At 63.8% G+C, this 21,172-nt stretch carries 21 protein-coding genes; 19 read left to right on the top strand and 2 right to left on the bottom strand.

Annotated elements, in window-relative coordinates; translation table 11 throughout:
• Window positions 1-33: 33 nt before the first annotated feature.
• The 13 genes from hisC to cysM all read left to right on the top strand — a co-directional run bounded on the left by hisC (window position 34) and on the right by cysM (window position 13,568).
• Window positions 34-1,146, top strand: coding sequence for a histidinol-phosphate transaminase (hisC, locus tag GCT13_RS19920; protein WP_152760810.1), 1,113 nt, complete (start codon window positions 34-36; stop codon window positions 1,144-1,146).
• A gap of 50 nt (window positions 1,147-1,196) precedes the next feature.
• Complete coding sequence (locus tag GCT13_RS19925; RefSeq protein WP_321574486.1) at window positions 1,197-2,171, top strand: prephenate dehydrogenase/arogenate dehydrogenase family protein; 975 nt, start codon at window positions 1,197-1,199, stop codon at window positions 2,169-2,171.
• 18 nt (window positions 2,172-2,189) lie between these two features.
• Complete coding sequence (gene aroA, locus GCT13_RS19930; RefSeq protein WP_152760812.1) at window positions 2,190-3,494, top strand: 3-phosphoshikimate 1-carboxyvinyltransferase; 1,305 nt, start codon at window positions 2,190-2,192, stop codon at window positions 3,492-3,494.
• A gap of 48 nt (window positions 3,495-3,542) precedes the next feature.
• Window positions 3,543-4,229: a (d)CMP kinase gene (gene cmk / locus GCT13_RS19935; RefSeq protein WP_152760814.1), complete on the top strand. Its 687-nt coding sequence runs from the start codon at window positions 3,543-3,545 to the stop codon at window positions 4,227-4,229.
• Window positions 4,230-4,390: 161 nt separating this feature from the next.
• Window positions 4,391-6,121 (top strand): 30S ribosomal protein S1, encoded by a 1,731-nt coding sequence (gene rpsA / locus GCT13_RS19940; protein ID WP_090867952.1) that lies wholly within the window; start codon window positions 4,391-4,393, stop codon window positions 6,119-6,121.
• A 22-nt stretch (window positions 6,122-6,143) separates the two neighbouring features.
• On the top strand, window positions 6,144-6,467 hold the full coding sequence (locus tag GCT13_RS19945; RefSeq protein ID WP_087738063.1) for an integration host factor subunit beta: 324 nt from the start codon (window positions 6,144-6,146) through the stop codon (window positions 6,465-6,467).
• A gap of 301 nt (window positions 6,468-6,768) precedes the next feature.
• On the top strand, window positions 6,769-7,062 hold the full coding sequence (locus GCT13_RS19950) for a LapA family protein (RefSeq protein WP_087738089.1): 294 nt from the start codon (window positions 6,769-6,771) through the stop codon (window positions 7,060-7,062).
• Between the two features lie 53 nt (window positions 7,063-7,115).
• On the top strand, window positions 7,116-8,291 hold the full coding sequence (gene lapB, locus GCT13_RS19955; RefSeq protein WP_152760816.1) for a lipopolysaccharide assembly protein LapB: 1,176 nt from the start codon (window positions 7,116-7,118) through the stop codon (window positions 8,289-8,291).
• Window positions 8,292-8,383: 92 nt separating this feature from the next.
• The gene (locus GCT13_RS19960) at window positions 8,384-9,796 is read left to right on the top strand and encodes a UDP-glucose dehydrogenase family protein (RefSeq protein ID WP_152760818.1); all 1,413 of its coding nucleotides are present in this window, start codon (window positions 8,384-8,386) and stop codon (window positions 9,794-9,796) included.
• Window positions 9,753-10,751, top strand: coding sequence for a D-glycero-beta-D-manno-heptose-7-phosphate kinase (gene rfaE1 / locus GCT13_RS19965; protein WP_090867960.1), 999 nt, complete (start codon window positions 9,753-9,755; stop codon window positions 10,749-10,751). Before GCT13_RS19960 ends, rfaE1 begins: the two co-directional genes overlap by 44 nt.
• A gap of 79 nt (window positions 10,752-10,830) precedes the next feature.
• The gene (gene rfaD / locus GCT13_RS19970; RefSeq protein ID WP_152760820.1) at window positions 10,831-11,823 is read left to right on the top strand and encodes an ADP-glyceromanno-heptose 6-epimerase; all 993 of its coding nucleotides are present in this window, start codon (window positions 10,831-10,833) and stop codon (window positions 11,821-11,823) included.
• Between the two features lie 76 nt (window positions 11,824-11,899).
• Window positions 11,900-12,268, top strand: a complete 369-nt coding sequence (locus GCT13_RS19975; RefSeq protein ID WP_152760822.1) for a ComEA family DNA-binding protein — start codon at window positions 11,900-11,902, stop codon at window positions 12,266-12,268.
• 397 nt (window positions 12,269-12,665) lie between these two features.
• Window positions 12,666-13,568: a cysteine synthase CysM gene (gene cysM / locus GCT13_RS19980; protein WP_152760824.1), complete on the top strand. Its 903-nt coding sequence runs from the start codon at window positions 12,666-12,668 to the stop codon at window positions 13,566-13,568.
• A gap of 88 nt (window positions 13,569-13,656) precedes the next feature.
• Here the strand turns inward: cysM and mltB are convergent, their stop codons facing one another.
• Window positions 13,657-14,868 carry a lytic murein transglycosylase B gene (mltB, locus tag GCT13_RS19985; RefSeq protein WP_152760826.1) on the bottom strand — a complete coding sequence of 404 codons (1,212 nt, stop codon included), beginning with the start codon at window positions 14,866-14,868 and terminating at the stop codon, window positions 13,657-13,659.
• A gap of 206 nt (window positions 14,869-15,074) precedes the next feature.
• On the opposite strand from mltB, the gene GCT13_RS19990 reads away from it, so the two are divergent.
• A complete protein-coding gene (locus GCT13_RS19990) occupies window positions 15,075-15,998 on the top strand; it encodes a histone deacetylase family protein (protein WP_152760828.1) in 924 nt (307 codons plus the stop codon).
• Window positions 15,999-16,031: 33 nt separating this feature from the next.
• Complete coding sequence (locus GCT13_RS19995) at window positions 16,032-16,841, top strand: enoyl-CoA hydratase (protein ID WP_152760830.1); 810 nt, start codon at window positions 16,032-16,034, stop codon at window positions 16,839-16,841.
• A gap of 18 nt (window positions 16,842-16,859) precedes the next feature.
• Here GCT13_RS19995 and GCT13_RS20000 read toward each other — a convergent pair whose 3' ends face one another.
• Window positions 16,860-17,705: an alpha/beta hydrolase gene (locus GCT13_RS20000; RefSeq protein WP_227746925.1), complete on the bottom strand. Its 846-nt coding sequence runs from the start codon at window positions 17,703-17,705 to the stop codon at window positions 16,860-16,862.
• 272 nt (window positions 17,706-17,977) lie between these two features.
• On the opposite strand from GCT13_RS20000, the gene GCT13_RS20005 reads away from it, so the two are divergent.
• The 4 genes from GCT13_RS20005 to GCT13_RS20020 all read left to right on the top strand — a co-directional run.
• Entirely contained in the window at window positions 17,978-19,012 is a 1,035-nt protein-coding gene (locus GCT13_RS20005) for a methionine ABC transporter ATP-binding protein (RefSeq protein WP_152760850.1), read from the top strand.
• Window positions 19,002-19,655, top strand: coding sequence for a methionine ABC transporter permease (locus GCT13_RS20010; RefSeq protein WP_087738091.1), 654 nt, complete (start codon window positions 19,002-19,004; stop codon window positions 19,653-19,655). Before GCT13_RS20005 ends, GCT13_RS20010 begins: the two co-directional genes overlap by 11 nt.
• Window positions 19,656-19,684: 29 nt before the next feature.
• On the top strand, window positions 19,685-20,485 hold the full coding sequence (locus GCT13_RS20015) for a MetQ/NlpA family ABC transporter substrate-binding protein (RefSeq protein WP_152760834.1): 801 nt from the start codon (window positions 19,685-19,687) through the stop codon (window positions 20,483-20,485).
• A gap of 299 nt (window positions 20,486-20,784) precedes the next feature.
• The coding region (locus GCT13_RS20020; protein ID WP_193727702.1) for an electron transfer flavoprotein subunit beta/FixA family protein at window positions 20,785-21,172 on the top strand (388 nt) is incomplete at its 3' end.

Below are 21,172 nucleotides of genomic sequence, written 5' to 3' on the forward strand. Positions count from 1 at the left end.
AACACACCTGGACAGAGCTATCCGGAGAGCCCTATGACAACGTCTTTCGGTCCTTCCTACGTTCGCGCGATCGCGCCTTATGTGGCTGGCAAGCCGATCTCGGAAGTCGCGCGGGAATTCGGGCTGGACGAAGCGCGCATCGTGAAGCTGGCGTCGAACGAGAATCCGCTCGGCATGCCGGAATCCGCGAAGACGGCGATGGCGCAGGCCGCGAGCGAACTCGGCCGTTATCCGGATGCGAATGCGTTCGAACTGAAGGCGGCGCTCTCCGCGCACTACGACGTGCCCGCCGACTGGATCACGCTCGGCAACGGCAGCAACGACATTCTCGAACTGGCCGCGCACGCGTTCGTCGAGAAGGACCAGTCAATCGTCTACTCGCAGTATTCGTTCGCCGTGTACGCGCTCGCGACGCAAGGCTTGGGCGCACGCGCGATCGTCGTTCCCGCCGTGAAGTACGGCCACGATCTCGACGCGATGCTCGCTGCGATCGCCGACGACACGCGGCTCGTTTTCGTCGCGAATCCGAACAATCCGACGGGCACGTTCATCGACGGTCCGACGATCGAAGCGTTCCTGTCGAAGGTGCCGCGCGAGGTCGCCGTGGTGCTCGACGAGGCGTACACGGAATACCTGAGCGCGGACAAGCGCTACGACTCGATCGCGTGGGTGCGCCGCTATCCGAATCTGATGGTGTCGCGCACGTTCTCGAAGGCGTTTGGTCTTGCCGGCTTGCGCGTCGGCTTCGCGATTGCGCAGCCGGAACTGACCGATCTGATGAACCGTCTGCGTCAGCCGTTCAACGTGAATACGCTCGCGCAAGCAGCCGCGATCGCCGCGCTGAACGACAAGCCTTTCCTGCGGAAGAGCGCGGAACTGAATGCGCAGGGCTATCGCCGGCTGACGGAAGCGTTCGACAAGCTGGGTCTCGAATACGTGCCGTCGGACGGCAACTTCGTGCTGGTGCGCGTCGGCGACGACGACAGCGCGGGCAATTGCGTGAATCTCGAGCTGCTGAAGCAGGGCGTGATCGTGCGGCCCGTGGGCAGCTACGGCTTGCCGCAGTGGCTGCGCGTGACGATCGGCTTGCCAGAGGAAAACGAGGCGTTCATCGCCGCGCTCGAAAAGACGCTGGCGACGGCCTGAGCGATCAATGCAATCCACGCGCCTCATCGAGTGCGAGGCGCGTTTTTTCTGTGACTGACGTGGCAGCGTTCTCTTTCGACAAACTGGTGATTTTCGGCGTCGGGCTGATCGGCGGGTCGCTCGCTCGTGCGCTGCGCGAACACGCCGACGTGGGCGGCGCGCGCCGCGTGATCGGCGTGGGGCGCTCGGCGGCGTCGACGCAACGCGCGCTGGAGCTGGGCGTGATCGACGCGAGCGCAGCGCTCGCCGATGACGCCGCGCTGCGCGACGCGCTAAAGGGCGCCGATCTGGTTCTGCTCGCTGCGCCCGTTGCGCAGACGCAGCCTTTGCTCGAACGCATCGCGCCGTTTCTCGATCCTTTGACGATCATCACCGATGCCGGCAGCACGAAGTCCGACGTCGTTGCTGCGGCGCGCGCGGCGCTGGGCGAGCGCATCGGCCAGTTCGTGCCCGGACATCCGATTGCGGGCCGCGAATCGAGCGGCGTCGATGCCGCGCTGCCGGACCTGTACGTGAACCGCAACGTCGTGCTGTGCGCGTTGCCGGAGAATGCGCAGGCGTCGGTCGAACGCGTTGCCGCCATGTGGCGCGCGACGGGGGCGAGCGTGCACGCGATGTCGCCTGCGCAGCACGATCGCGTGTTCGCGTCGGTCAGCCATTTGCCGCATGTGTTGTCGTTCGCGCTCGTCGAGCAGATTCTCAATTCACCCGACGCCGCGCTGAAGTTCTCGTTCGCGGCGGGCGGATTCCGCGACTTCACCCGGATTGCCGCGTCGAGCCCGGAAATGTGGCGCGACGTGTGCGTCGCGAACCGCGCGGCGCTGCTCGACGAACTCGACGCCTACACGGCCGTGCTGGCAAGTCTGCGCGCGGCGATCGAAGCCGGCGACGGCGCGACGCTCGAAGCCGTGTTCGCGCGCTCGCGCTCGGCACGCAGCGAGTGGCGGGAGCGCGCGGCATCGTCGCAACAAGCGTCGCAGCAGCCGTCGCCCGCGCGCTCCGCAACCGACGACGCGTCGAAATAACTGGACACTGGAATTCACATGGAACATCTCGATCTCGGACCATTTTCCCGTGCGTCCGGCACGGTCCGTCTGCCCGGCTCGAAGAGCATCTCGAACCGCGTGCTGCTGCTCGCGGCGTTGGCCGAGGGCGAGACGACGATTACGAATCTGCTCGATTCCGACGACACGCGCGTGATGCTCGACGCGCTCGAAAAGCTCGGCGTGAAGCTCAAACGCGACGGCGACACCTGCGTCGTTACGGGCACGCGCGGCGCGCTACCGGCGGCGCGCGCCGATCTGTTCCTCGGCAACGCGGGCACGGCCGTGCGACCGCTGACGGCGGCGCTCGCGGTGAACGGCGGCGATTACCGCATTCACGGCGTGCCGCGCATGCACGAGCGGCCGATCCGCGATCTGGTCGACGGGCTGCGTCAGATCGGCGCGAAGATCGATTACGAAGAGAACGAAGGCTTTCCGCCGCTGCGCATCCGTCCGGGGCAAATCTCCGTCGACGCTCCGATCCGCGTTCGCGGCGACGTGTCGAGCCAGTTCCTGACGGCGCTGCTGATGGCGCTGCCGCTCGTCAAGACGGCAAGCGGCGAGACGGTCGTCGAAGTGGCAGGCGAACTGATTTCGAAGCCCTATATCGAGATCACGATTGCCCTGATGGCGCGCTTCGGCATCAAGGTCGAGCGGCTCGGCTGGGAGCGCTTCACGATTCCGAATGGCATGCGCTATCAATCGCCGGGCAAGATCATGGTGGAGGGCGATGCGTCGTCGGCGTCGTACTTCCTCGCGGCGGGCGCGCTGGGCGGCGGGCCGCTGCGCGTCGAAGGCGTGGGCCGCGCGAGCATCCAGGGCGACGTCGGTTTCGCGACGGCGCTGACGAAGATGGGCGCGAATGTCACGATGGGCGACGACTGGATCGAGGTGCGCGGCGTCGGCAACGACCACGGCAAGCTCGACCCGATCGACATGGACTTCAATCTGATCCCCGACGCGGCCATGACGATCGCCGTCGCCGCGCTGTTCGCCGACGGCACGTCGACGCTGCGCAATATCGCGAGTTGGCGCGTGAAGGAAACCGACCGGATCGCCGCGATGGCGACCGAATTGCGCAAGGTCGGCGCGAAGGTGCAGGAAGGCGAGGATTTTCTCGTCATCACGCCGCCCGAAAAACTGACGCCGAACGCCGCGATCGACACCTACGACGATCACCGGATGGCGATGTGCTTCTCGCTGGTCAGCCTGGGCGGCGTGCCCGTACGGATCAACGACCCGAAGTGCGTCGGCAAGACGTTCCCCGATTATTTCGAGCGCTTCCTTGCGCTCGCTCAACCCTGACCCTCGCATTGACAACATCGCCGCCCGTTTCGACGGGCGACTTTCTAGATGAAACCGACACGTCCCTTTCACCAGACGCCCGTCATCACGATCGACGGCCCGACCGCATCCGGCAAAGGCACGGTAGCCGCGCTGGTAGCCGCCGAACTCGGCTTCCACTTGCTGGACAGCGGGGCGCTATACCGGCTCGCGGCGCTCGCCAGCGTGCGCTACAACATCGCCGCCACCGACGCCGAGGCGCTTGCAAAACTGGTCGGCGATCTCCATATCACGTTTCGCGAGGGCATCGCGCAGCTGGACGGCGTCGACGTGTCGACGGAAATCCGCGCCGAGGAAATCGGCAACCGGGCGTCTGCGATTGCCGTCCACGCACCCGTCAGGACCGCGCTGGTGGCCCGTCAACGGGCTTTTCGCAAGCAGCCCGGCCTGGTCGCCGACGGTCGCGACATGGGCACTGTGATCTTTCCTGACGCCCTGCTGAAGGTGTTTTTGACGGCGAGCGTCGAGGCGCGCGCGGCCCGTCGGCATAAGCAATTGATCCAAAAAGGTTTTTCTGCTAATATGGATGACTTGCTTCGGGATTTGCGTGAACGCGACGAGCGCGATAGCAAGCGCGAAGCCGCGCCGCTCAAGCCCGCAGCAGATGCACAGCTGCTCGATACCTCGGCACTGTCGATCGACCAGGCGGTCGAACAGGTGGTGCAATGGTACCGGGCGCTGGCTCCGCAGAACTGAAAGCGGAAGCTCGCATCGAAGTTGTTTTTGTTGTCGTGTAGGTGCTTCACCGCTGAGTGTGAACGAAGCGCGAAGCGATTGTTTAACCCTTAACCCCGTATGGCTTTCGCTCCTCTGCCGTAGTGCTGAACCATGGTGGTTCACCTGACGCTGCGAAAACCATGCAAATTCAGATTTTTATGTCCGACCTGCAAACCTCTACCCCGAATACCGAATCTTTTGCGGCTCTGTTCGAAGAGTCGCTGACCAAGCAGGACATGCGCGCTGGCGAAGTCATCTCCGCCGAAGTCGTGCGCGTCGACCACAACTTCGTGGTTGTGAACGCTGGTCTCAAGTCCGAAGCCTACATCCCGCTCGAAGAGTTCCTGAATGACGCGGGCGAGGTAGAAGTGCAGGCGGGCGACTTCGTTTCCGTCGCGATCGACGCGCTGGAAAACGGCTATGGCGACACGATCCTGTCGCGCGACAAGGCGAAGCGTCTGGCTTCGTGGCTGTCGCTGGAAAAGGCCCTCGACAACAACGAGCTCGTGACGGGCACGATCACGGGCAAGGTCAAGGGCGGTATGACCGTCATGGTCAACGGCATCCGCGCGTTCCTGCCGGGCTCGCTGGTCGACACGCGCCCTGTCAAGGATACGACGCCGTACGAAGGCAAGACGCTGGAATTCCGCGTCATCAAGCTGGACCGCAAGCGCAACAACGTCGTGCTGTCGCGCCGCGCCGTCATCGAGGCGACGCAAGGCGAAGAGCGCGCAAAGCTGCTCGAGACGCTGAAGGAAGGCGCGATCGTCGAAGGCGTGGTCAAGAACATCACCGATTACGGCGCGTTCGTGGACCTCGGTGGTATCGACGGCCTGCTGCACATCACGGACATCGCATGGCGCCGCGTTCGTCACCCGAGCGAAGTGCTGTCGGTTGGCCAGGAAGTCACCGCGAAGATCCTCAAGTTCGACCAGGAAAAGAACCGCGTTTCGCTCGGCATCAAGCAATTGGGCGACGATCCGTGGGAAGGCATCTCGCGCCGCTACCCGTCGGGCACGCGTCTATTCGGCAAGGTCACGAACATCACCGACTACGGTGCGTTCGTTGAAGTCGAATCGGGCATCGAAGGCCTCGTCCACGTGTCGGAAATGGACTGGACCAACAAGAACGTTGCGCCGTCGAAGGTTGTCCAGCTGGGCGACGAAGTCGAAGTCATGGTTCTCGAAATCGACGAAGACCGCCGCCGTATCAGCCTCGGCATGAAGCAGTGCAAGCCGAATCCGTGGGATGACTTCAGCCGCAACTTCAAGAAGGGCGACAAGATCCAGGGCGCCATCAAGTCGATCACCGACTTCGGCGTGTTCATCGGTCTGCCTGGCGGCATCGACGGTCTGGTTCACCTGTCGGACCTGTCGTGGAGCGAAACGGGCGAAGAAGCTGTTCGCAAGTACAAGAAGGGCGACGAAGTGGAAGCCATCGTTCTCGGCATCGACGTCGAGAAGGAACGTATTTCGCTGGGCATCAAGCAGCTCGAAGGCGACCCGTTCAGCAACTTCGTTGCAATGAACGACAAGGGTTCGATCGTCGACGGCACGGTCAAGTCAATTGACGCGAAGGGTGCTGTGGTTCAGCTGACGGCTGACGTCGAAGGCTACCTGCGTGCTTCGGAAATCGCGCAAGACCGCGTGGAAGACGCTCGCAACGTGCTGAAGGAAGGCGACAAGGTCAATGCGATGATCATCAACATCGACCGCAAGTCGCGCGGCATCAACCTGTCGATCAAGGCGAAGGACTCGGCTGAGCAGCAGGAAGCGATGCGGGGCCTGCAGGCTGACAGCAGCTCGGCAGCAAGCGGCACGACGAACCTCGGCGCGCTGCTGAAGGCCAAGCTCGACGGCCAGAACCAGTAAGCCTTAAGGGGTCTGCTGCAGTATGACCAAATCGGAATTGGTCGCCCAGCTGGCTACGCGATTTCCGCAGCTTGTTCTCAAGGATGCGGATTTCGCGGTGAAGACGATGCTCGATGCGATGTCGGACGCTCTGGCCAACGGCCATCGCATCGAAATTCGCGGCTTCGGCAGCTTCGGCCTCAACCGTCGTCCATCCCGCGTCGGGCGCAACCCGAAGTCGGGCGAAAAAGTGTTGGTGCCCGAGAAGCACGTGCCGCACTTCAAGCCTGGCAAAGAGTTGCGTGAGCGCGTCGATCGTCGCGCGGGCGAGCCTCTGAAAGACGAAGCGCCGGACGACGATCTTTGAGCCGGCTCCATGCAAGTATGCAGTTCGGGTTGAAGTTCGCCGGTGGCCACACCCGTCGGCATTGACCAGAAAAAGCGCCTTTGGGCGCTTTTTTTTCGCCCGTCGATTCTGACGGGCACCGGGTCTGGAACGTGCGTCGTATCCATTCCCTAAACGACAGCGAGGCATCACGATCCGCACGCCTGTGCCAGTCGTCATGGCGTTCATTTACAATACGGGTCACTTCGGCGCGGGCATCTACCGTGGCGCGACGCGTCATCTGGCCGGCGTCCTCCCGCAACTGCCGTCAAGAGATCACTACATGAAATTTATCGTCTGGCTGATTCGCGTGCTGGTGTTCGTGCTGCTGCTGGTGCTTGCACTGTCCAATACGCAGAGCGCTACGCTGAATTTCCTCGCCGGATATTCGTGGCAGGCGCCTTTGATCCTGATCGGACTGGCGTTCTTCGTGGTGGGCCTGCTGGCCGGGCTGGTGTCGTCATTGCCGGCGATGTTCCGCTTGCGGATGGAAAACGGCCGCCTCAAGCGTGAACTGCGCGTGGCGCGCGAAACGCCCGTTGCCGTCGAAGAACCGCCGATGCCGCCGCTCATCTAGCCCTTACACGCCGCGTGCACCGCGCGGCCTCTTTCGCACTCCCGCACATTCGCATGGATCTAGACCTCTGGTGGCTGCTCGTCATACCCGTCGCGTTCGCGTTCGGTTGGGTGGCCGCGCGTTATGACCTCAAGGCGTTGCTTTCCGAAAGCGCCAATTTGCCGCGTTCCTATTTTCGCGGACTCAACTTTCTGTTGAACGAACAGCCGGACCAGGCGATCGACGCGTTCATCGAAGTCGTCAAGCTCGACCCGGAAACGATCGAATTGCACTTCGCGCTGGGCAATCTGTTCCGCCGCCGCGGCGAAACCGACCGCGCGATCCGCGTGCATCAGAACCTGTTGAACCGGGCCGATTTGCCCGTCACCGAGCGCGATCATGCGTTGTACGAACTGGGCCAGGACTTCCTGAAGGCCGGTTTGCTGGATCGCGCGGAAGAGACGTTCAAGGCGCTGCAGTCGGGCGACTATGCGCTAGGCGCGCAACGTGCGCTGTTGACCATCTATCAGATCGAGAAGGACTGGAACAAGTCGATCGACACGGCGCGCCGGCTCGAATCGATGGGCGCCGAGTCGCTCGACAAGGAAATCGGCCATTTCCGCTGCGAGCTCGCGCAGGAAGCGCTGCAGCAGAAGAAGCCCGACGAAGCGCGGCGTCAACTGGATCTCGCGTTGAAGGCGCATCCGCAGAACGTGCGCGCGACGATCCTGTTCGGCGACGTTGACGCCGCCGCCGGTCATCACGACAAGGCGATCGTCCAGTGGCGGCGCGTCGAGGAGCAGAATTCCGCGTATCTGCCGCTCGTCGCCGAAAAGGTGATGAAGGCCTACGAAGCGCTCGGACGGCAGGAAGAGGGCGCCGATCTGCTGACGACGTGGGTCGACGGCTATCCGTCGAACGATCTGCTCGACGTCGCGTACCAATACGTATCGGCGTTGCGGGGCCCCGAGGCCGCGCATGCGCTCGCGCGCACGCAGATGCAGAAGTCGCCGAATCTGGCGGGCATGACGCGCCTGCTCGAAGCGCAACAGGCGGTGGCCGAAGAGCCGCGCCGCAGCGAACTGGAACTGATGCGCACGCTGATCCGTCAGCGGACCAAGAATCTGCCACGGTACACGTGCCAGAATTGCGGCTTCCGGGCGCGGCTGTTCTATTGGCAGTGTCCGGGCTGCAGCGGTTGGGAAACCTATGCGCCGCGCCGCGTCGAGCCGATCACGGCGTCGAGCTGACACGCGCCGCGAGCGCGTGAGCGCGGATAGCGGAGCCATCGCGCAGCACTGAAGTTTCGAACTTTGAACCGGCATCACCTACCGGAAAGCGTATGAAAATCACCATTATCGGCACGGGTTACGTAGGTCTTGTCACGGGCGCATGTCTTGCCGAGGTCGGCAACGACGTTTTCTGTCTGGACGTGGACCCACGCAAGATCGAAATCCTGAATAACGGCGGCATGCCGATTCACGAGCCGGGTCTGCAAGAGATCATCGCGCGTTCGCGCGCGGCGGGACGCATCACCTTTTCGACCGATGTCGAGGCGAGCGTCGCGCACGGCGAGGTCCAGTTCATCGCGGTGGGCACGCCGCCTGACGAGGACGGTTCCGCCGATCTGCAATACGTGCTCGAAGCGGCGCGCACTATCGGTCGCACGATGAACAGCTTCAAGGTGATCGTCGACAAGTCGACGGTGCCTGTCGGCACTGCGCAGCGCGTGCGTGCCGTGATCGAGGAAGAGTTGCACAAGCGCGGCCTCGCGGGCAGCCCGCAGCACCGCTTCTCGATCGTATCGAACCCGGAATTCCTGAAAGAGGGCGCGGCCGTCGACGACTTCATGCGGCCTGACCGCATCGTGGTCGGCATCGACAACGATGCCGACGGCGACAAGGCACGCGAGAAGATGCGCCGCCTCTACGCGCCGTTCAACCGCAATCACGACCGCACGCTTTACATGGACGTGCGCTCCGCCGAATTCACGAAGTACGCGGCCAACGCGATGCTCGCCACGCGCATCTCGTTCATGAACGAGATGGCGAATCTGGCCGACACGGTCGGCGCGGACATTGAGGCCGTGCGCCGCGGCATCGGCTCGGACCCGCGCATCGGCTATCACTTCCTGTATGCGGGCGTCGGCTACGGCGGCTCATGCTTCCCGAAGGACGTGCAGGCGCTGATCCGCACCGGGAACGAGATGGGGCACAATCTGCGCATTCTGGAAGCCGTCGAAGAGGTGAACCACGAGCAGAAGGAAGTGCTCGTGCGCAAGATCACGGACGCGCTCGGCGACGATCTGAGCGGCCGCACGTTCGCGGTATGGGGCCTATCGTTCAAGCCGAATACCGACGACATGCGCGAGGCGCCGAGCCGCCGCGTGATCGCGCAGCTGCTCGCGCGCGGCGCGACGGTGCGCGCGTACGACCCGGTCGCGACGGCGGAAGCAAAGCGCGTGTTTGCGCTCGATCTCGCCGGCGTGCCCGACCAGCAGGCGCGCCTGCACTTCACGAGCACGCAGGACGAGACGCTGGCGGGCGCCGATGCCCTCGTCATCGTCACGGAATGGAAGGAATTCAAGAGCCCGGACTTCGTGCATATGAAGGCCGAACTGAAGACGCCGTTGATCTTCGACGGCCGCAATCTGTATGAACCTGACGCGATGGCCGAACTCGGCATCGACTATCACTCGATTGGACGTCCCTATGCACGACCCGCTGAATCTACATCCGACTCCGACCGTACCTGAAGGCGCGGCGCTCGCACCCGAGGTGGGCATCGTCGCGCGTGAGCGCCTCGCGGCGGCGCGCGTGCTGGTTGTCGGCGATGTGATGCTGGACCGTTACTGGTTCGGCGACGTCAATCGCATTTCGCCGGAAGCGCCCGTTCCCGTGGTGCTCGTGCAGAAGCAGGAAGACCGTCTGGGCGGTGCCGCGAACGTCGCGCGCAACGCTGCGGCGCTCGGCGCGCAGGCTGGCCTGCTGTGCGTCGTCGGCCATGACGAGCCGGGCGAGCGCGTCGTGCAACTGCTCGGCGATAGCGGCGTCGCACCGCATCTGGAGCGCGACCCCGAGCTGCCGACGACGATCAAGCTGCGCGTGCTGTCGCGTCAGCAGCAGCTTCTGCGCGTCGACTTCGAAAGGGCGCCGGCGCACGAAGCGCTGCTTGCGGGCCTTGCGCGCTACGACGCGCTGCTGCCGACGCACGACGTGATCCTGATGTCGGACTACGCGAAGGGTGGCCTCACGCACGTCACGAAGATGATCGAGAAGGCGCGCGCGGCCGGCAAGCCGGTGCTGGTCGATCCGAAGGGCGACGACTGGGAGCGCTATCGTGGTGCGACGCTGATCACACCGAACCGCGCGGAGCTGCGCGAGGTGGTCGGGCAGTGGAAGTCGGAAGCCGATCTGCTCGCGCGCGTGACGAAGCTGCGCGCCGAACTCGACCTGAACGCGCTGCTGCTCACGCGCTCCGAAGAAGGCATGACGCTCTTCTCCGACGAAGGCATTCTGCACGCATCGGCTGTAGCCCGCGAAGTGTATGATGTGTCGGGCGCGGGCGATACCGTGATCGCGACGCTCGCGGTGATGATCGGCGCAGGCCTGCCGCTCGACGAAGCCGTCACGCTCGCGAATCGCGCGGCGGGCATCGTGGTCGCCAAGCTCGGCACGGCCACCGTCGACTACGACGAACTCTTTCATTGACGTCGCCGCGCGCCGGCTCACGCGGCGCGGCGCGCGGTTGATCTCCGCATCCGTTGACTCTCATCTCATCAGGACGACCATGACCCTCATCGTCACCGGCGCGGCTGGATTTGTCGGCAGCAATATCGTCAAGGCGCTCAACGAACGCGGCGAAGACAGCATCATCGCCGTCGACAACCTGACGCGCGCCGACAAGTTCAAGAATCTCGTCGACTGCGAAATCGTCGATTACATCGACAAGACGGAATTCGTCGAGCGTTTTGCGCGCGGCGACTTCGGCAAGGTGCGCGCGATTTTCCACGAAGGCGCCTGCTCGGACACGATGGAAACCGACGGCCGCTACATGATGGACAACAACTTCCGCTATAGCCGCGCGGTGCTCGATGCGTGTCTCGCGCAGGGCGTGCAATTTCTGTATGCGTCGTCGGCGGCGACGTATGGCGGCTCGTCGCGCTTCGTCGAGGAGCGCGAGTTCGAAGCGCCCCTCAACGTGTACGGCTATTCGAAATTCCTGTTCGACCAGGTGATCCGCCGCGTGCTGCCCACTGCGAAGAGCCAGATCGTCGGCTTCCGCTACTTCAACGTGTACGGGCCGCGCGAGGCGCACAAGGGGCGCATGGCGTCCGTCGCGTTCCACAACTTCAACCAGTTCCGCGCCGAAGGCAAAGTGAAGCTGTTCGGCGAGTACAACGGCTACGCAGCGGGCGAGCAGACGCGCGATTTCGTTTCCGTCGAAGACGTGGCGAAGGTCAATCTGCATTTCTTCGATCACCCGGAGAAGTCGGGCATCTTCAATCTGGGCAGCGGCCGCGCGCAGCCGTTCAACGATATCGCGTCGACGGTCGTCAACACGCTGCGCGTGCTCGACGGCGAGCCGGCACTGTCGCTCGCCGAGCTGGTGCAGCGCGGGCTGATCGAGTACATCCCGTTCCCCGATGCGCTGCGCGGCAAGTACCAGTGCTTCACGCAGGCCGATCAGACGAAGCTGCGCGAGGCGGGCTACGACGCGCCGTTCCTGACGGTGCAGGAAGGCGTCGATCGCTACGTGCGTTGGCTATTCGGCCAGGTGTAAATCGTTCGTACGCCTCTCTACACTGGAGTCTCCCGATCGGTGATCGTCACCGGCCGGTGTTTCAGGGAGATTCCAAATGTTCAAAAAAGTCATCGTCACGGCGGCCATGCTTGCCGCTTTCGGCCAGGCGTTCGCTACGGTCGACGTCAACTCCGCTAACGAAGCCGGGCTGCGCGGCATCAAGGGCATCGGCCCCGCGAAGGCGAAAGCCATCCTCGACGAACGCGCGGCCCATGGCCCGTTCAAGGATGCGGCGGATCTCAGCAAGCGCGTCAAGGGTTTCGGCGGCCATACCGTCGAGCGTCTGCAGGCCGAGGGCCTCGCTGTCGGCACATCGGGCGCTGGTGCGGCGACTGTCGCTGCTGCTGGCGCACAGGCTCCGGCGGCTCACGCGAAGGCCGCGCCCGCTACGAAGAATGACGCCGCCGTGGTGGTCAAGAAATAGCCGCATGAACTGAGCGCCTGACACGCGGCAACACTCGCGCGCGACGGGCGCCCCCTGTGCCATCTTCCTTCTGGCCGGAGTTGTGGCAACCGCTCCCTTCAGCCGTCATGCAAATGACTGGCTTCCGCGGCAGATCCAGCCTGCCGCGGCTTTTTGCGTTTGCGCGACCGACCGTCGCGGGGACTGGCGCGCTACGTTCGCCGTCGAAAGAGCGGCGAATGCCTCGGCAAATGCGTGCGCCTGTATGTAGCCACGTCGCGGCCTGATCGCGGCCACATACGGCGGGACAGGAACCTGCGGCATCCATGCGGCCGTTAGGGGCTGCGGGCGGCCATTCGGATGCTGGTTTAGAATCGACGGATTCCAGACTCCGCGCATCGTCACAGCACACAACGACATGGCTTACAAAACGATTGAAGACACGATCGGCAACACGCCTCTCATCCAGCTCGTCCGTTTGGTGGACGACGACATCCGCAGCCGCAACAACGTTGTGCTGGGCAAGCTCGAAGGCAACAACCCGGCGGGATCGGTGAAAGACCGCCCCGCGCTTTCGATGATCAAGAAAGCGGAACTGCGCGGGCGCATCAAGCCGGGCGACACGCTGATCGAAGCGACGAGCGGCAACACGGGCATCGCGCTCGCAATGGCGGCGGCGATCCGCGGCTACCAGATGATCCTGATCATGCCGGAAGACCTGTCGCTGGAGCGGCGTCAGAGCATGGCGGCATACGGCGCCGAAATCCTGCTGACGCCAGTGAAGGGCGGCATGGAATACGCGCGCGATCTCGCCGAGCAGATGCAGCGCGAGGGCAAGGGCATCATCCTCGACCAGTTCGGCAACCCCGACAATCCGCTCGCGCACTACGAAGCGACGGGCCCCGAAATCTGGCGCGACACGGAAGGACGCATCACCCATTTCGTGTCGGCGATGGGCACGACGGGCACGATCATGGGCGTGTCGCAGTATCTGAAGGAACAGAACCCGTCGATCGAGATCATCGGCGCGCAGCCGGAAGAGGGCTCGCGCATTCCGGGCATCCGCAAATGGCCCGAGGCTTATCTGCCGAAGATTTTCGACCGCAGTCGCGTCGATCGCGTCGAGAACGTGAGCCAGTCGGCATCGGAAGCGATGGCGCGCCGGATGGCGGCCGTCGAAGGCGTGTTCTGCGGCATCTCGTCGGCGGGCGCGTGCGAAGTGGCGCTACGTATCGCGCGCCAGGTCGAGAACGCGACGATCGTTTTCATCGTGTGCGATCGCGGCGACCGCTATCTGTCGACGGGCGTGTTCCCCGCGTAATCGTCGCTTGCCGGCTGCGGCAAGTCGGAGCAGAAAGCAAAAACGCCGGCAAGCGCCGGCGTTTTTCATGAGTCACATCGACAGTCGATTACTGCGAAGCGGAAGGCACCGATGCATTGCCCGCTGAGGTCGCATCCAGTTGCGCCTTCACGCGTTCGCCGAGTTCATAGACGGCGAGCGCATAGAAGAAGCTGCGGTTGTAGCGCGTGAGCACATAGAAGTTCTTCAGACCCAGCACGTATTCCGTCGCGCGGCCCGGCGACGGCAGATCGACCACGGTGACGGGCGTACCCGCTTCCGTGCGCATGTCGAGGCCCGGCTGGTTCATCAGCATGCCCGCCTTCAGCAGTTGCTGTAGCGACCAGCGCGGTTCCGGCGCGCCCGTCGCGGCTGCCTGCGCGATCCCGAGGCTGCCTGTATCCGTCGCGATGTTCCACACGACGGGCCTGCCCGTTTCCCAGCCATTCTGCCTTAGATAGTTCGCGACGCTGCCGATCGCATCGGCCTGGCTCGTGCGCAGATCGATCTTCTTGTTGCCTTCGTAGTCGACCGCGTACTGGACGATGCTGCTCGGCAGGAATTGCGGAATGCCGATCGCGCCCGTGTATGAGCCGAGCACCGTCGTCGGATCGATCTGCGCGTCGCGCGTCCACACCAGATAGTCTTCGAGATTCTTGCGGAACGTCGCCTGGCGTTCCGCGCGATTGGGCGTGCCCGGGTAATCGAACGTGAGCGTGGTGAGCGCGTCGAGCACGCGGAAGTTGCCCATGTAGCGCCCATAGATCGTCTCGACGCCGATGATGCCGACGATCACTTCCGGCGGCACGCCGTACTGCTCATACGCGCGCTGCAGCGTCGCCTGATTCGCGCGCCAGAATTTCACGCCCGCGTTGATGCGCACCGGGTCGAGAAAGCGCGCCTGATAAACACGCCAGTTCTTGATCGACGGCGTCGGCGATGGCGTCACGAGCTTCACGGCCGTCGCCGAATAGTTCACGCGCGCGAAGAGCGCATGCAATGCGGTGGGATCGAAGTCGTAGCGCGCGACCATGTCGTTGATGAATGCATCGACATTGCCGTTGTTCGCATAGCGCTGCGGAACGATCTCTTCTTCGAACGTCTGTCCTTGCGTCGGCTGTTCCGGCTGGCTTTGCGCGAGCAGCGCGCGCGGCCTGGTTTTGACGGTCTGCGCCGAGGCCGGGCCGGCTCCCGCGAACACGCACCACGCGACGGTCAGTGCGGCGGCTACAGTCGTTGCGCGTAGCCGATGTTGAGCGGACAGAGCAAGCTTGACGGTCATAGTGAAGTGGGGTGTGTGCGGGCAAAAAAAGTTACGGGGGAGTATACCCGACGAGGTTCGCCAATCTGTGTAGAAGCGTTGCGCCAGCGCGGTCCTGGCGCATCGTGTGGTAACTTCGTAGTATTCGCGCAACCCATTGCGCTCATGGACGGAGACACGCAGCGCCCCTCGCACGCCTCGCGCGGTGCGCCGCCCGAAATCGACTCATGGCAACCGGCTTCTATACACACGCAGACTGTCTGCAGCATGAGATGGGGCAATGGCATCCCGAATGCCCCGCGCGCCTGCAGGCAATCGAAGACCAACTGATCGCGAGCCGCATCGGCGAGCTGATCGAACGCGAGTCCGCACCGCTTGCCGACGAATCCGCGCTGCTGCGCGTGCATACGAAAGCGCATGTCGACTACATTCGCGAGCGCTCGCCGGGCACCGGCTATGCGGAGATCGACCCCGACACGTCGATGAATCCGCATACGTGGACGGCCGCGTTGCGCGCGGCGGGCGCAGCTGTCGCGGCCACCGACGCCGTCATCGAAGGCCGTTACGACAACGCGTTTTGCAGCGTGCGTCCGCCCGGTCATCACGCGGAGCCGGCGCGCGCGATGGGCTTCTGCTTCTTCAACAACGTCGCGATCGCCGCACGGCACGCGCTCGAAGTGCATGGCCTCGAGCGCGTCGCGATCATCGATTTCGACGTGCACCACGGCAATGGCACGGAGGCCGCGTTTTCGAACGATTCGCGCGTGCTGATGTGCAGCATCTTCCAGCATCCGTTCTATCCGTTCACGGGCGCCGACAACCAGGCGCCGAACATGTGCAACGTGCCGATCGCGGCGCGCTCGAAGGGGATGGTCGTGCGCGAGGCGATCGACATGATCTGGCTGCCGCGTCTCAATGCGTTCAAGCCGCAGATGCTGTTCGTGTCGGCGGGCTTCGACGCGCATCGCGAGGACGATCTCGGCAACATGGGGCTCGTCGAGGACGACTACGTGTGGATCACCGAGCAGATTCGCCATGTCGCGGATAAGTACGCGCAAGGGCGCATCGTCAGCTGTCTGGAAGGCGGCTACAACCTGTCGGCGCTCGGACGCAGCGTCGTCGCGCATGTGCGCACGCTCGCGGGCATCTGAACGCAAGCGCGGCGCACGGGAGGAAAGCTCATCATGAATAGCGATGCAACGGGCCCGCTGATCGACGTTACGCGCGATGCCTACGACGTGCGCGGCGTCGTGCGTCTCACGCTGAACCGGCCGGACGCGTTCAATGCGCTGTCGGAAGCGCTGCTCGACGAACTGCACACGCAACTCGCCGACATCGCGAAGAGCGATGCGCGCGTCGTGGTGATCGCGGGCGCGGGCCGCGCGTTCTGCGCCGGGCACGATCTGAAGGAAATGCGCGCCGCGCCGTCGCTCGACTATTACCAGGCGCTCTTCGCGCGCTGCTCGAAAGTGATGCTCGCGATCCAGCGCATGCCGCAGCCGGTGATCGCGCGCGTGCACGGTATCGCGACGGCGGCGGGCTGTCAGCTGGTGGCGATGTGCGATCTCGCCGTGGCCGCCGACATCGCGCGCTTCGCCGTGTCGGGCGTCAATCTCGGACTCTTCTGCTCGACGCCATCGGTGCCGCTGTCGCGCAACGTATCGCGCAAGGCCGCGCTCGAAATGCTGCTGACGGGCGATTTCATCGATGCAATGGCGGCGAAGCAGCAAGGTCTCGTGAATCGCGTGGTGCCGCTCGACATCCTCGATATCGAGGTGGCCGCGCTCGCGAAGAGCATTTGCGCGAAACCGCGCGAAGCCGTCGAAGCAGGCAAGAGCCTGTTCTACCGGCAGCTCGAAATGGGCATCGAGGCGGCGTATCAACTGGCTGGGCAGACGATGGCCTGCAACATGATGGACGACTCGGCGCTCGAAGGCGTGCAGGCGTTCATCGACAAGCGGCCGCCCGACTGGAAGCACACGTCCGGTCGCTAGGCCGCGCGCCCGTCCGCTTCACTCCGAACGCTTCAATATCCAGTTGACGAGCGCATCGATCACACGCTCGCGATCGAGGTCGTTCATCGTCTCGTGATAGCTGCCTTCGTAAAGCGTCAGCGTTTTGTCCGGCGAGCCGGCGTGCGCGCCGAAGTCGCGGCTGCCGTCGGGCTCGGTGAGCTTGTCCGCCGTGCCATGCCAGATCAGCAGCGGCATGCGCAGGCCCGCGCGGCCGTGCTCGATGCGCTGCATCGCGAGCAACAGTTCGGCGCCCGTGCGCGCGGGGATCGCGCCATGATGCACGAGCGGATCGTTCCGGTTCGCTTCAACCACACCGCGATCGCGCGATAACAACGCCGCTTCAATCTTCATCGCCGGGAAGCGCGGCCATACGCGGCTGATCTTCTGGCTCAACGCGAGCATCCAGCGTGGCACGTCGTGGCCGGGAGCGAGCGCGGGGCTCGACAGGATCAGACCACTCAGCGGCCGTGCGTGGCTGGCGTGCTTTTCGATCGCGTGCAAGGCGGCGATCGCGCCGCCCATGCTGTGGCCCATCAGGAACAGCGGCCCGTCGTTGCACGCGGCCACCGTGACGAGCGCGTCGGCATCCAGCAGATATTCGTCGAAGCGCCCGATCCATGTGCGCGGGCCGGGCGCATGGCCGTGCCCGCGCAGATCGACCGCGACCAGTTCGATGCCGTTCGCGTTGAGCGCCTGGGCAAGCGCCGCATAACGTCCGGCGTGCTCCGCGAGCCCGTGGAGAAGGGCGATCGTCGCGCATCGTATCCCCGCCGCGCGCCATCGGTAGACGGGCAGTTCGACGCCGTCGGACGCGACGGCGCGAGACCGTTCGGGATGGGGCATCGCGGGAGTCGCAGCGGCCTGGGTCGTCTCCATGGGCATTTTCCGATTGTTGTAGTGGTGCGCCCGATCATAGCGGCGCGCATCGTGCCCGTTGCGGCCAATCGAACCGGGTAGCCCTCTAATTCCGGTCAGTTATGAAAGTCTCTGAATTGATTATTAAAGGATATGACATGTCTGCGGTAAAATCGCCGGCTCAAATCCCAATAAAAGTCACGGCGGCCGGTGCCTGGAGCGTGCGACGCTTGCTGGCAAAGTCCGCCGTTTCGTTTTTCATGATCGAACTACGCAATCTTTCGCAGCGTTTTCCGGGGCCACGGGGCTGGGTCGAAGCGCTGCACAACGTCAATCTGTCGATTCCCCACGGTGAGGTCTTCGGCATCATCGGACGCAGTGGCGCGGGCAAGAGCACGCTGGTCCGTACGATCAATCTGCTGACGCGCCCGACGGAAGGCAATGTCGTCGTCGACGGCCGCGACCTCACGACGATGCCCGCTGCGCAACTGCGCGAAGCCCGCCGAGAGATCGGCATGATCTTCCAGCACTTCAATCTGCTGTCGTCGCGCACGGTGTTCGGCAATGTCGCGCTGCCGCTCGAACTGGCCGGCATGAAGCGCGCGGAGATCGAGGCACACGTGCTGCCGCTGCTCGAACTCGTCGGGCTGTCGGCGCAGAAGGACCGCTATCCGTCGCAGATCAGCGGCGGGCAGAAGCAGCGCGTGGGCATTGCGCGCGCGCTCGCGAGCAAGCCGAAAGTGCTGCTCTCCGACGAAGCGACATCCGCTCTCGATCCCGAAACGACGCGCGCGATTCTCGATCTGCTCAAGCGCATCAACCGCGAGCTGAAGCTGACCGTCGTGCTGATCACGCACCAGATGGAAGTGATCAAGCAGGTGTGCGACCGCGTCGCCGTGCTGGATAACGGACGCGTGGTCGAAGAGGGCAAGGTCATCGACGTGTTCCTGCAACCGCATCACGAAGTCACGCGCGCGCTGATCGGCGACGTGATCGCGCAGGAACTGCCGCCCGCGCTTAAGGTGCGCGTCGCCGAGCGTCTGAAGACGGGCAGCGGCCATCTGCTGCGGCTCGCGTTTACGGGTTCGGGCGTCGATCAGCCGATTCTTTCGGAGACGATTCGCCGCTACGAACTGGACTTCAACATCCTGCACGGCCAGATCGACGAGATCCAGGGGCAGGCGTTCGGCTCGCTCGCGGTGCTCGCGGGCGGCGAGCCGTCGAAGGTGGCGCAGGCGCTGGCGTTTCTGCGCGAACAGGGCGTGGTGGTGGAGGAGTTGTCGTATGTTGAGTGAAATGTTCGATATGTTCGTGCAGTCGTTCTGGGAGACGCTGATCATGGTCGGCATTTCCGGGCTGATCGGCGCGGCCGTCGGCCTGCCGCTCGGCGTGCTGCTCTATCTGACCGACCGTCAGGGCGTGCTGCAGAACCTCGGCGTCAATCGCGTGATGGGCGTGGTCGTCAATGCCGTGCGCTCGACGCCGTTCATCATTCTTCTCGTTGCTGTGATTCCTTTCACGCGCCTCGTCGTCGGCTCGTCGATCGGCACGGCGGCAGCCGTCGTGCCGCTGACTATCGCCGCTGCGCCGTTCATCGCGCGGCTCGTCGAGACGGCGCTGCGCGAAGTCGATCGCGGCCTGATCGAAGCGGCGCAGGCGATGGGCGCGACGACATCGCAGATCGTGTTCAAGGTGCTGCTGCCGGAGTCGCTGCCGGGCATCGTCGCGGGACTGACGATCACGTTCGTGTCGCTGGTCGGCTATTCGGCGATGGCGGGCGCGATCGGCGGCGGCGGGTTGGGCGATCTCGGCATCCGCTATGGGTACCAGCGTTTTCTGCCGGAAGTGATGGTGACGGTCGTCGTGATCCTGATCGTCTTCGTGCAACTGGTGCAGTCGTTCGGGGATTGGCTCGTGCGTCGTTTGAGCCACAAATAAACACGCTTACAAAATAAAGGTCTGCTCACATGCAACGTCGTTTCATTCTCAAGCTCGCGGCTACATTGGGCGCCGTGTCGCTGTTCGGCGCATCGTCGCTCGCATTCGCCGACGAATCGATCAAGGTCGGCGTGACGGGCGGTCCGCACGCGCAACTGATGGACGTCGTGAAGACGGTCGCCACGAAGAACGGCCTGAACATCAAGGTGATCGAGTTCTCGGACTACGTGCAGCCGAACGCGGCGCTCGCCGGCGGCGATCTCGACGCGAACAGCTACCAGCACGAGCCGTATCTGCAGGCGCAGGTAAAGGACCGAGGCTACAAGCTGATCAAGATCGTTGATACCGTGACCTTCCCGATGGGCATCTATTCGAAGAAGGTGAAATCGCTTGCCGAACTGCCGGCGGGCGCGAAGATCGCCGTGCCGAACGATCCGACCAACGGTGGACGCGCGCTGCTTCTGCTGCAAAAGCAGGGCTTGATCAAGCTGCGCGCGGATGCGGGCCTGAAGGCGACGCCGCTCGACATCGCCGAGAACCCGAAGAAGCTGAAGATCGTCGAACTCGACGCGGCGCAGATTCCGCGCTCGCTCGGCGATGTCGACGCGGCCGCGATCAATACGAACTTCGCGATGGAAGCGGGTCTGAAGCCGAAGCAGGACGCAATTGCGATCGAGGACCCGAAAGGGCCGTACGTGAACATCGTTGCGATTCGCGAGTCGGACCGCAACAAGCCGTGGGTGGCGAAGCTGATCGCGGCGTATCACTCGCCGGAAGTGAAGCAGTTCATCGATAGCAAGTTTGGCGGCGCGGTGATCGCGTCCTGGTGATCGGTGCGGCGCAGTGGCGCGGGAGCGGCCGCGTCGCTGCGTATTGGAGGCGTGTAGGAGCATAGGGTGATGGTGCCGCGTCGTGCGTCTCATCTGGCCCCGCCATGCGGGCGTATCGGTAAGAACCCGGACTTGGTCTCTGGGCTTTTTTCGGTCTAGAATAGCACGACCGTTCGACATTGCCGTCATCGCCATCGGGGAGCGATATCCTCGATATCAAGCAATCCCGGGCGGCTCCAGCGGAGGCTATCGCTATAATGTCCGTCGGGTTGACGTATTCGTAACTTTGGAGCGTGTGCATGAAAATCCTGGTGCCAGTCAAGAGAGTGGTTGACTACAACGTGAAGGTCCGCGTGAAGTCGGACAACACGGGCGTCGACATTGCCAATGTGAAGATGTCGATGAATCCGTTCGACGAAATTGCCGTCGAAGAGGCCGTGCGCCTGAAGGAAGCGGGTGTCGCGACGGAAGTGATCGCGGTGTCGGCAGGCGTCACGCAGTGCCAGGAAACGCTGCGCACGGCGCTGGCGATCGGCGCGGATCGCGCGATCCTGATCGAATCGAATGAAGACCTGCAGCCGCTGGCTGTCGCCAAGCTGCTGAAGGCGCTGGTCGACAAGGAGCAGCCTTCGCTGGTGATCCTCGGCAAGCAGGCCATCGACGACGATTCGAACCAGACGGGCCAGA

Source organism: Paraburkholderia franconis (assembly GCF_009362735.1).
Classification (GTDB): Bacteria; Pseudomonadota; Gammaproteobacteria; order Burkholderiales; family Burkholderiaceae; genus Paraburkholderia; species Paraburkholderia franconis.

Bases quoted from the DNA above. Each gene is read 5' to 3' on its own strand.
- aroA (WP_152760812.1), top strand. From the start codon at position 2,190: ATGGAACATCTCGATCTCGGACCATTTTCCCGTGCGTCCGGCACGGTC.
- rfaD (WP_152760820.1), top strand. From the start codon at position 10,831: ATGACCCTCATCGTCACCGGCGCGGCTGGATTTGTCGGCAGCAATATC.
- rfaE1 (WP_090867960.1), top strand. From the start codon at position 9,753: ATGCACGACCCGCTGAATCTACATCCGACTCCGACCGTACCTGAAGGC.
- GCT13_RS20010 (WP_087738091.1), top strand. From the start codon at position 19,002: ATGTTGAGTGAAATGTTCGATATGTTCGTGCAGTCGTTCTGGGAGACG.
- GCT13_RS19975 (WP_152760822.1), top strand. From the start codon at position 11,900: ATGTTCAAAAAAGTCATCGTCACGGCGGCCATGCTTGCCGCTTTCGGC.
- GCT13_RS20000 (WP_227746925.1), bottom strand. From the start codon at position 17,705: ATGCCCCATCCCGAACGGTCTCGCGCCGTCGCGTCCGACGGCGTCGAA.
- GCT13_RS19945 (WP_087738063.1), top strand. From the start codon at position 6,144: ATGACCAAATCGGAATTGGTCGCCCAGCTGGCTACGCGATTTCCGCAG.
- GCT13_RS19995 (WP_152760830.1), top strand. From the start codon at position 16,032: ATGAATAGCGATGCAACGGGCCCGCTGATCGACGTTACGCGCGATGCC.
- cmk (WP_152760814.1), top strand. From the start codon at position 3,543: ATGAAACCGACACGTCCCTTTCACCAGACGCCCGTCATCACGATCGAC.
- mltB (WP_152760826.1), bottom strand. From the start codon at position 14,868: ATGACCGTCAAGCTTGCTCTGTCCGCTCAACATCGGCTACGCGCAACG.
- rpsA (WP_090867952.1), top strand. From the start codon at position 4,391: ATGCAAATTCAGATTTTTATGTCCGACCTGCAAACCTCTACCCCGAAT.
- hisC (WP_152760810.1), top strand. From the start codon at position 34: ATGACAACGTCTTTCGGTCCTTCCTACGTTCGCGCGATCGCGCCTTAT.
- lapB (WP_152760816.1), top strand. From the start codon at position 7,116: ATGGATCTAGACCTCTGGTGGCTGCTCGTCATACCCGTCGCGTTCGCG.
- GCT13_RS19990 (WP_152760828.1), top strand. From the start codon at position 15,075: ATGGCAACCGGCTTCTATACACACGCAGACTGTCTGCAGCATGAGATG.
- GCT13_RS19950 (WP_087738089.1), top strand. From the start codon at position 6,769: ATGAAATTTATCGTCTGGCTGATTCGCGTGCTGGTGTTCGTGCTGCTG.
- cysM (WP_152760824.1), top strand. From the start codon at position 12,666: ATGGCTTACAAAACGATTGAAGACACGATCGGCAACACGCCTCTCATC.
- GCT13_RS19960 (WP_152760818.1), top strand. From the start codon at position 8,384: ATGAAAATCACCATTATCGGCACGGGTTACGTAGGTCTTGTCACGGGC.
- GCT13_RS20005 (WP_152760850.1), top strand. From the start codon at position 17,978: ATGATCGAACTACGCAATCTTTCGCAGCGTTTTCCGGGGCCACGGGGC.
- GCT13_RS20015 (WP_152760834.1), top strand. From the start codon at position 19,685: ATGCAACGTCGTTTCATTCTCAAGCTCGCGGCTACATTGGGCGCCGTG.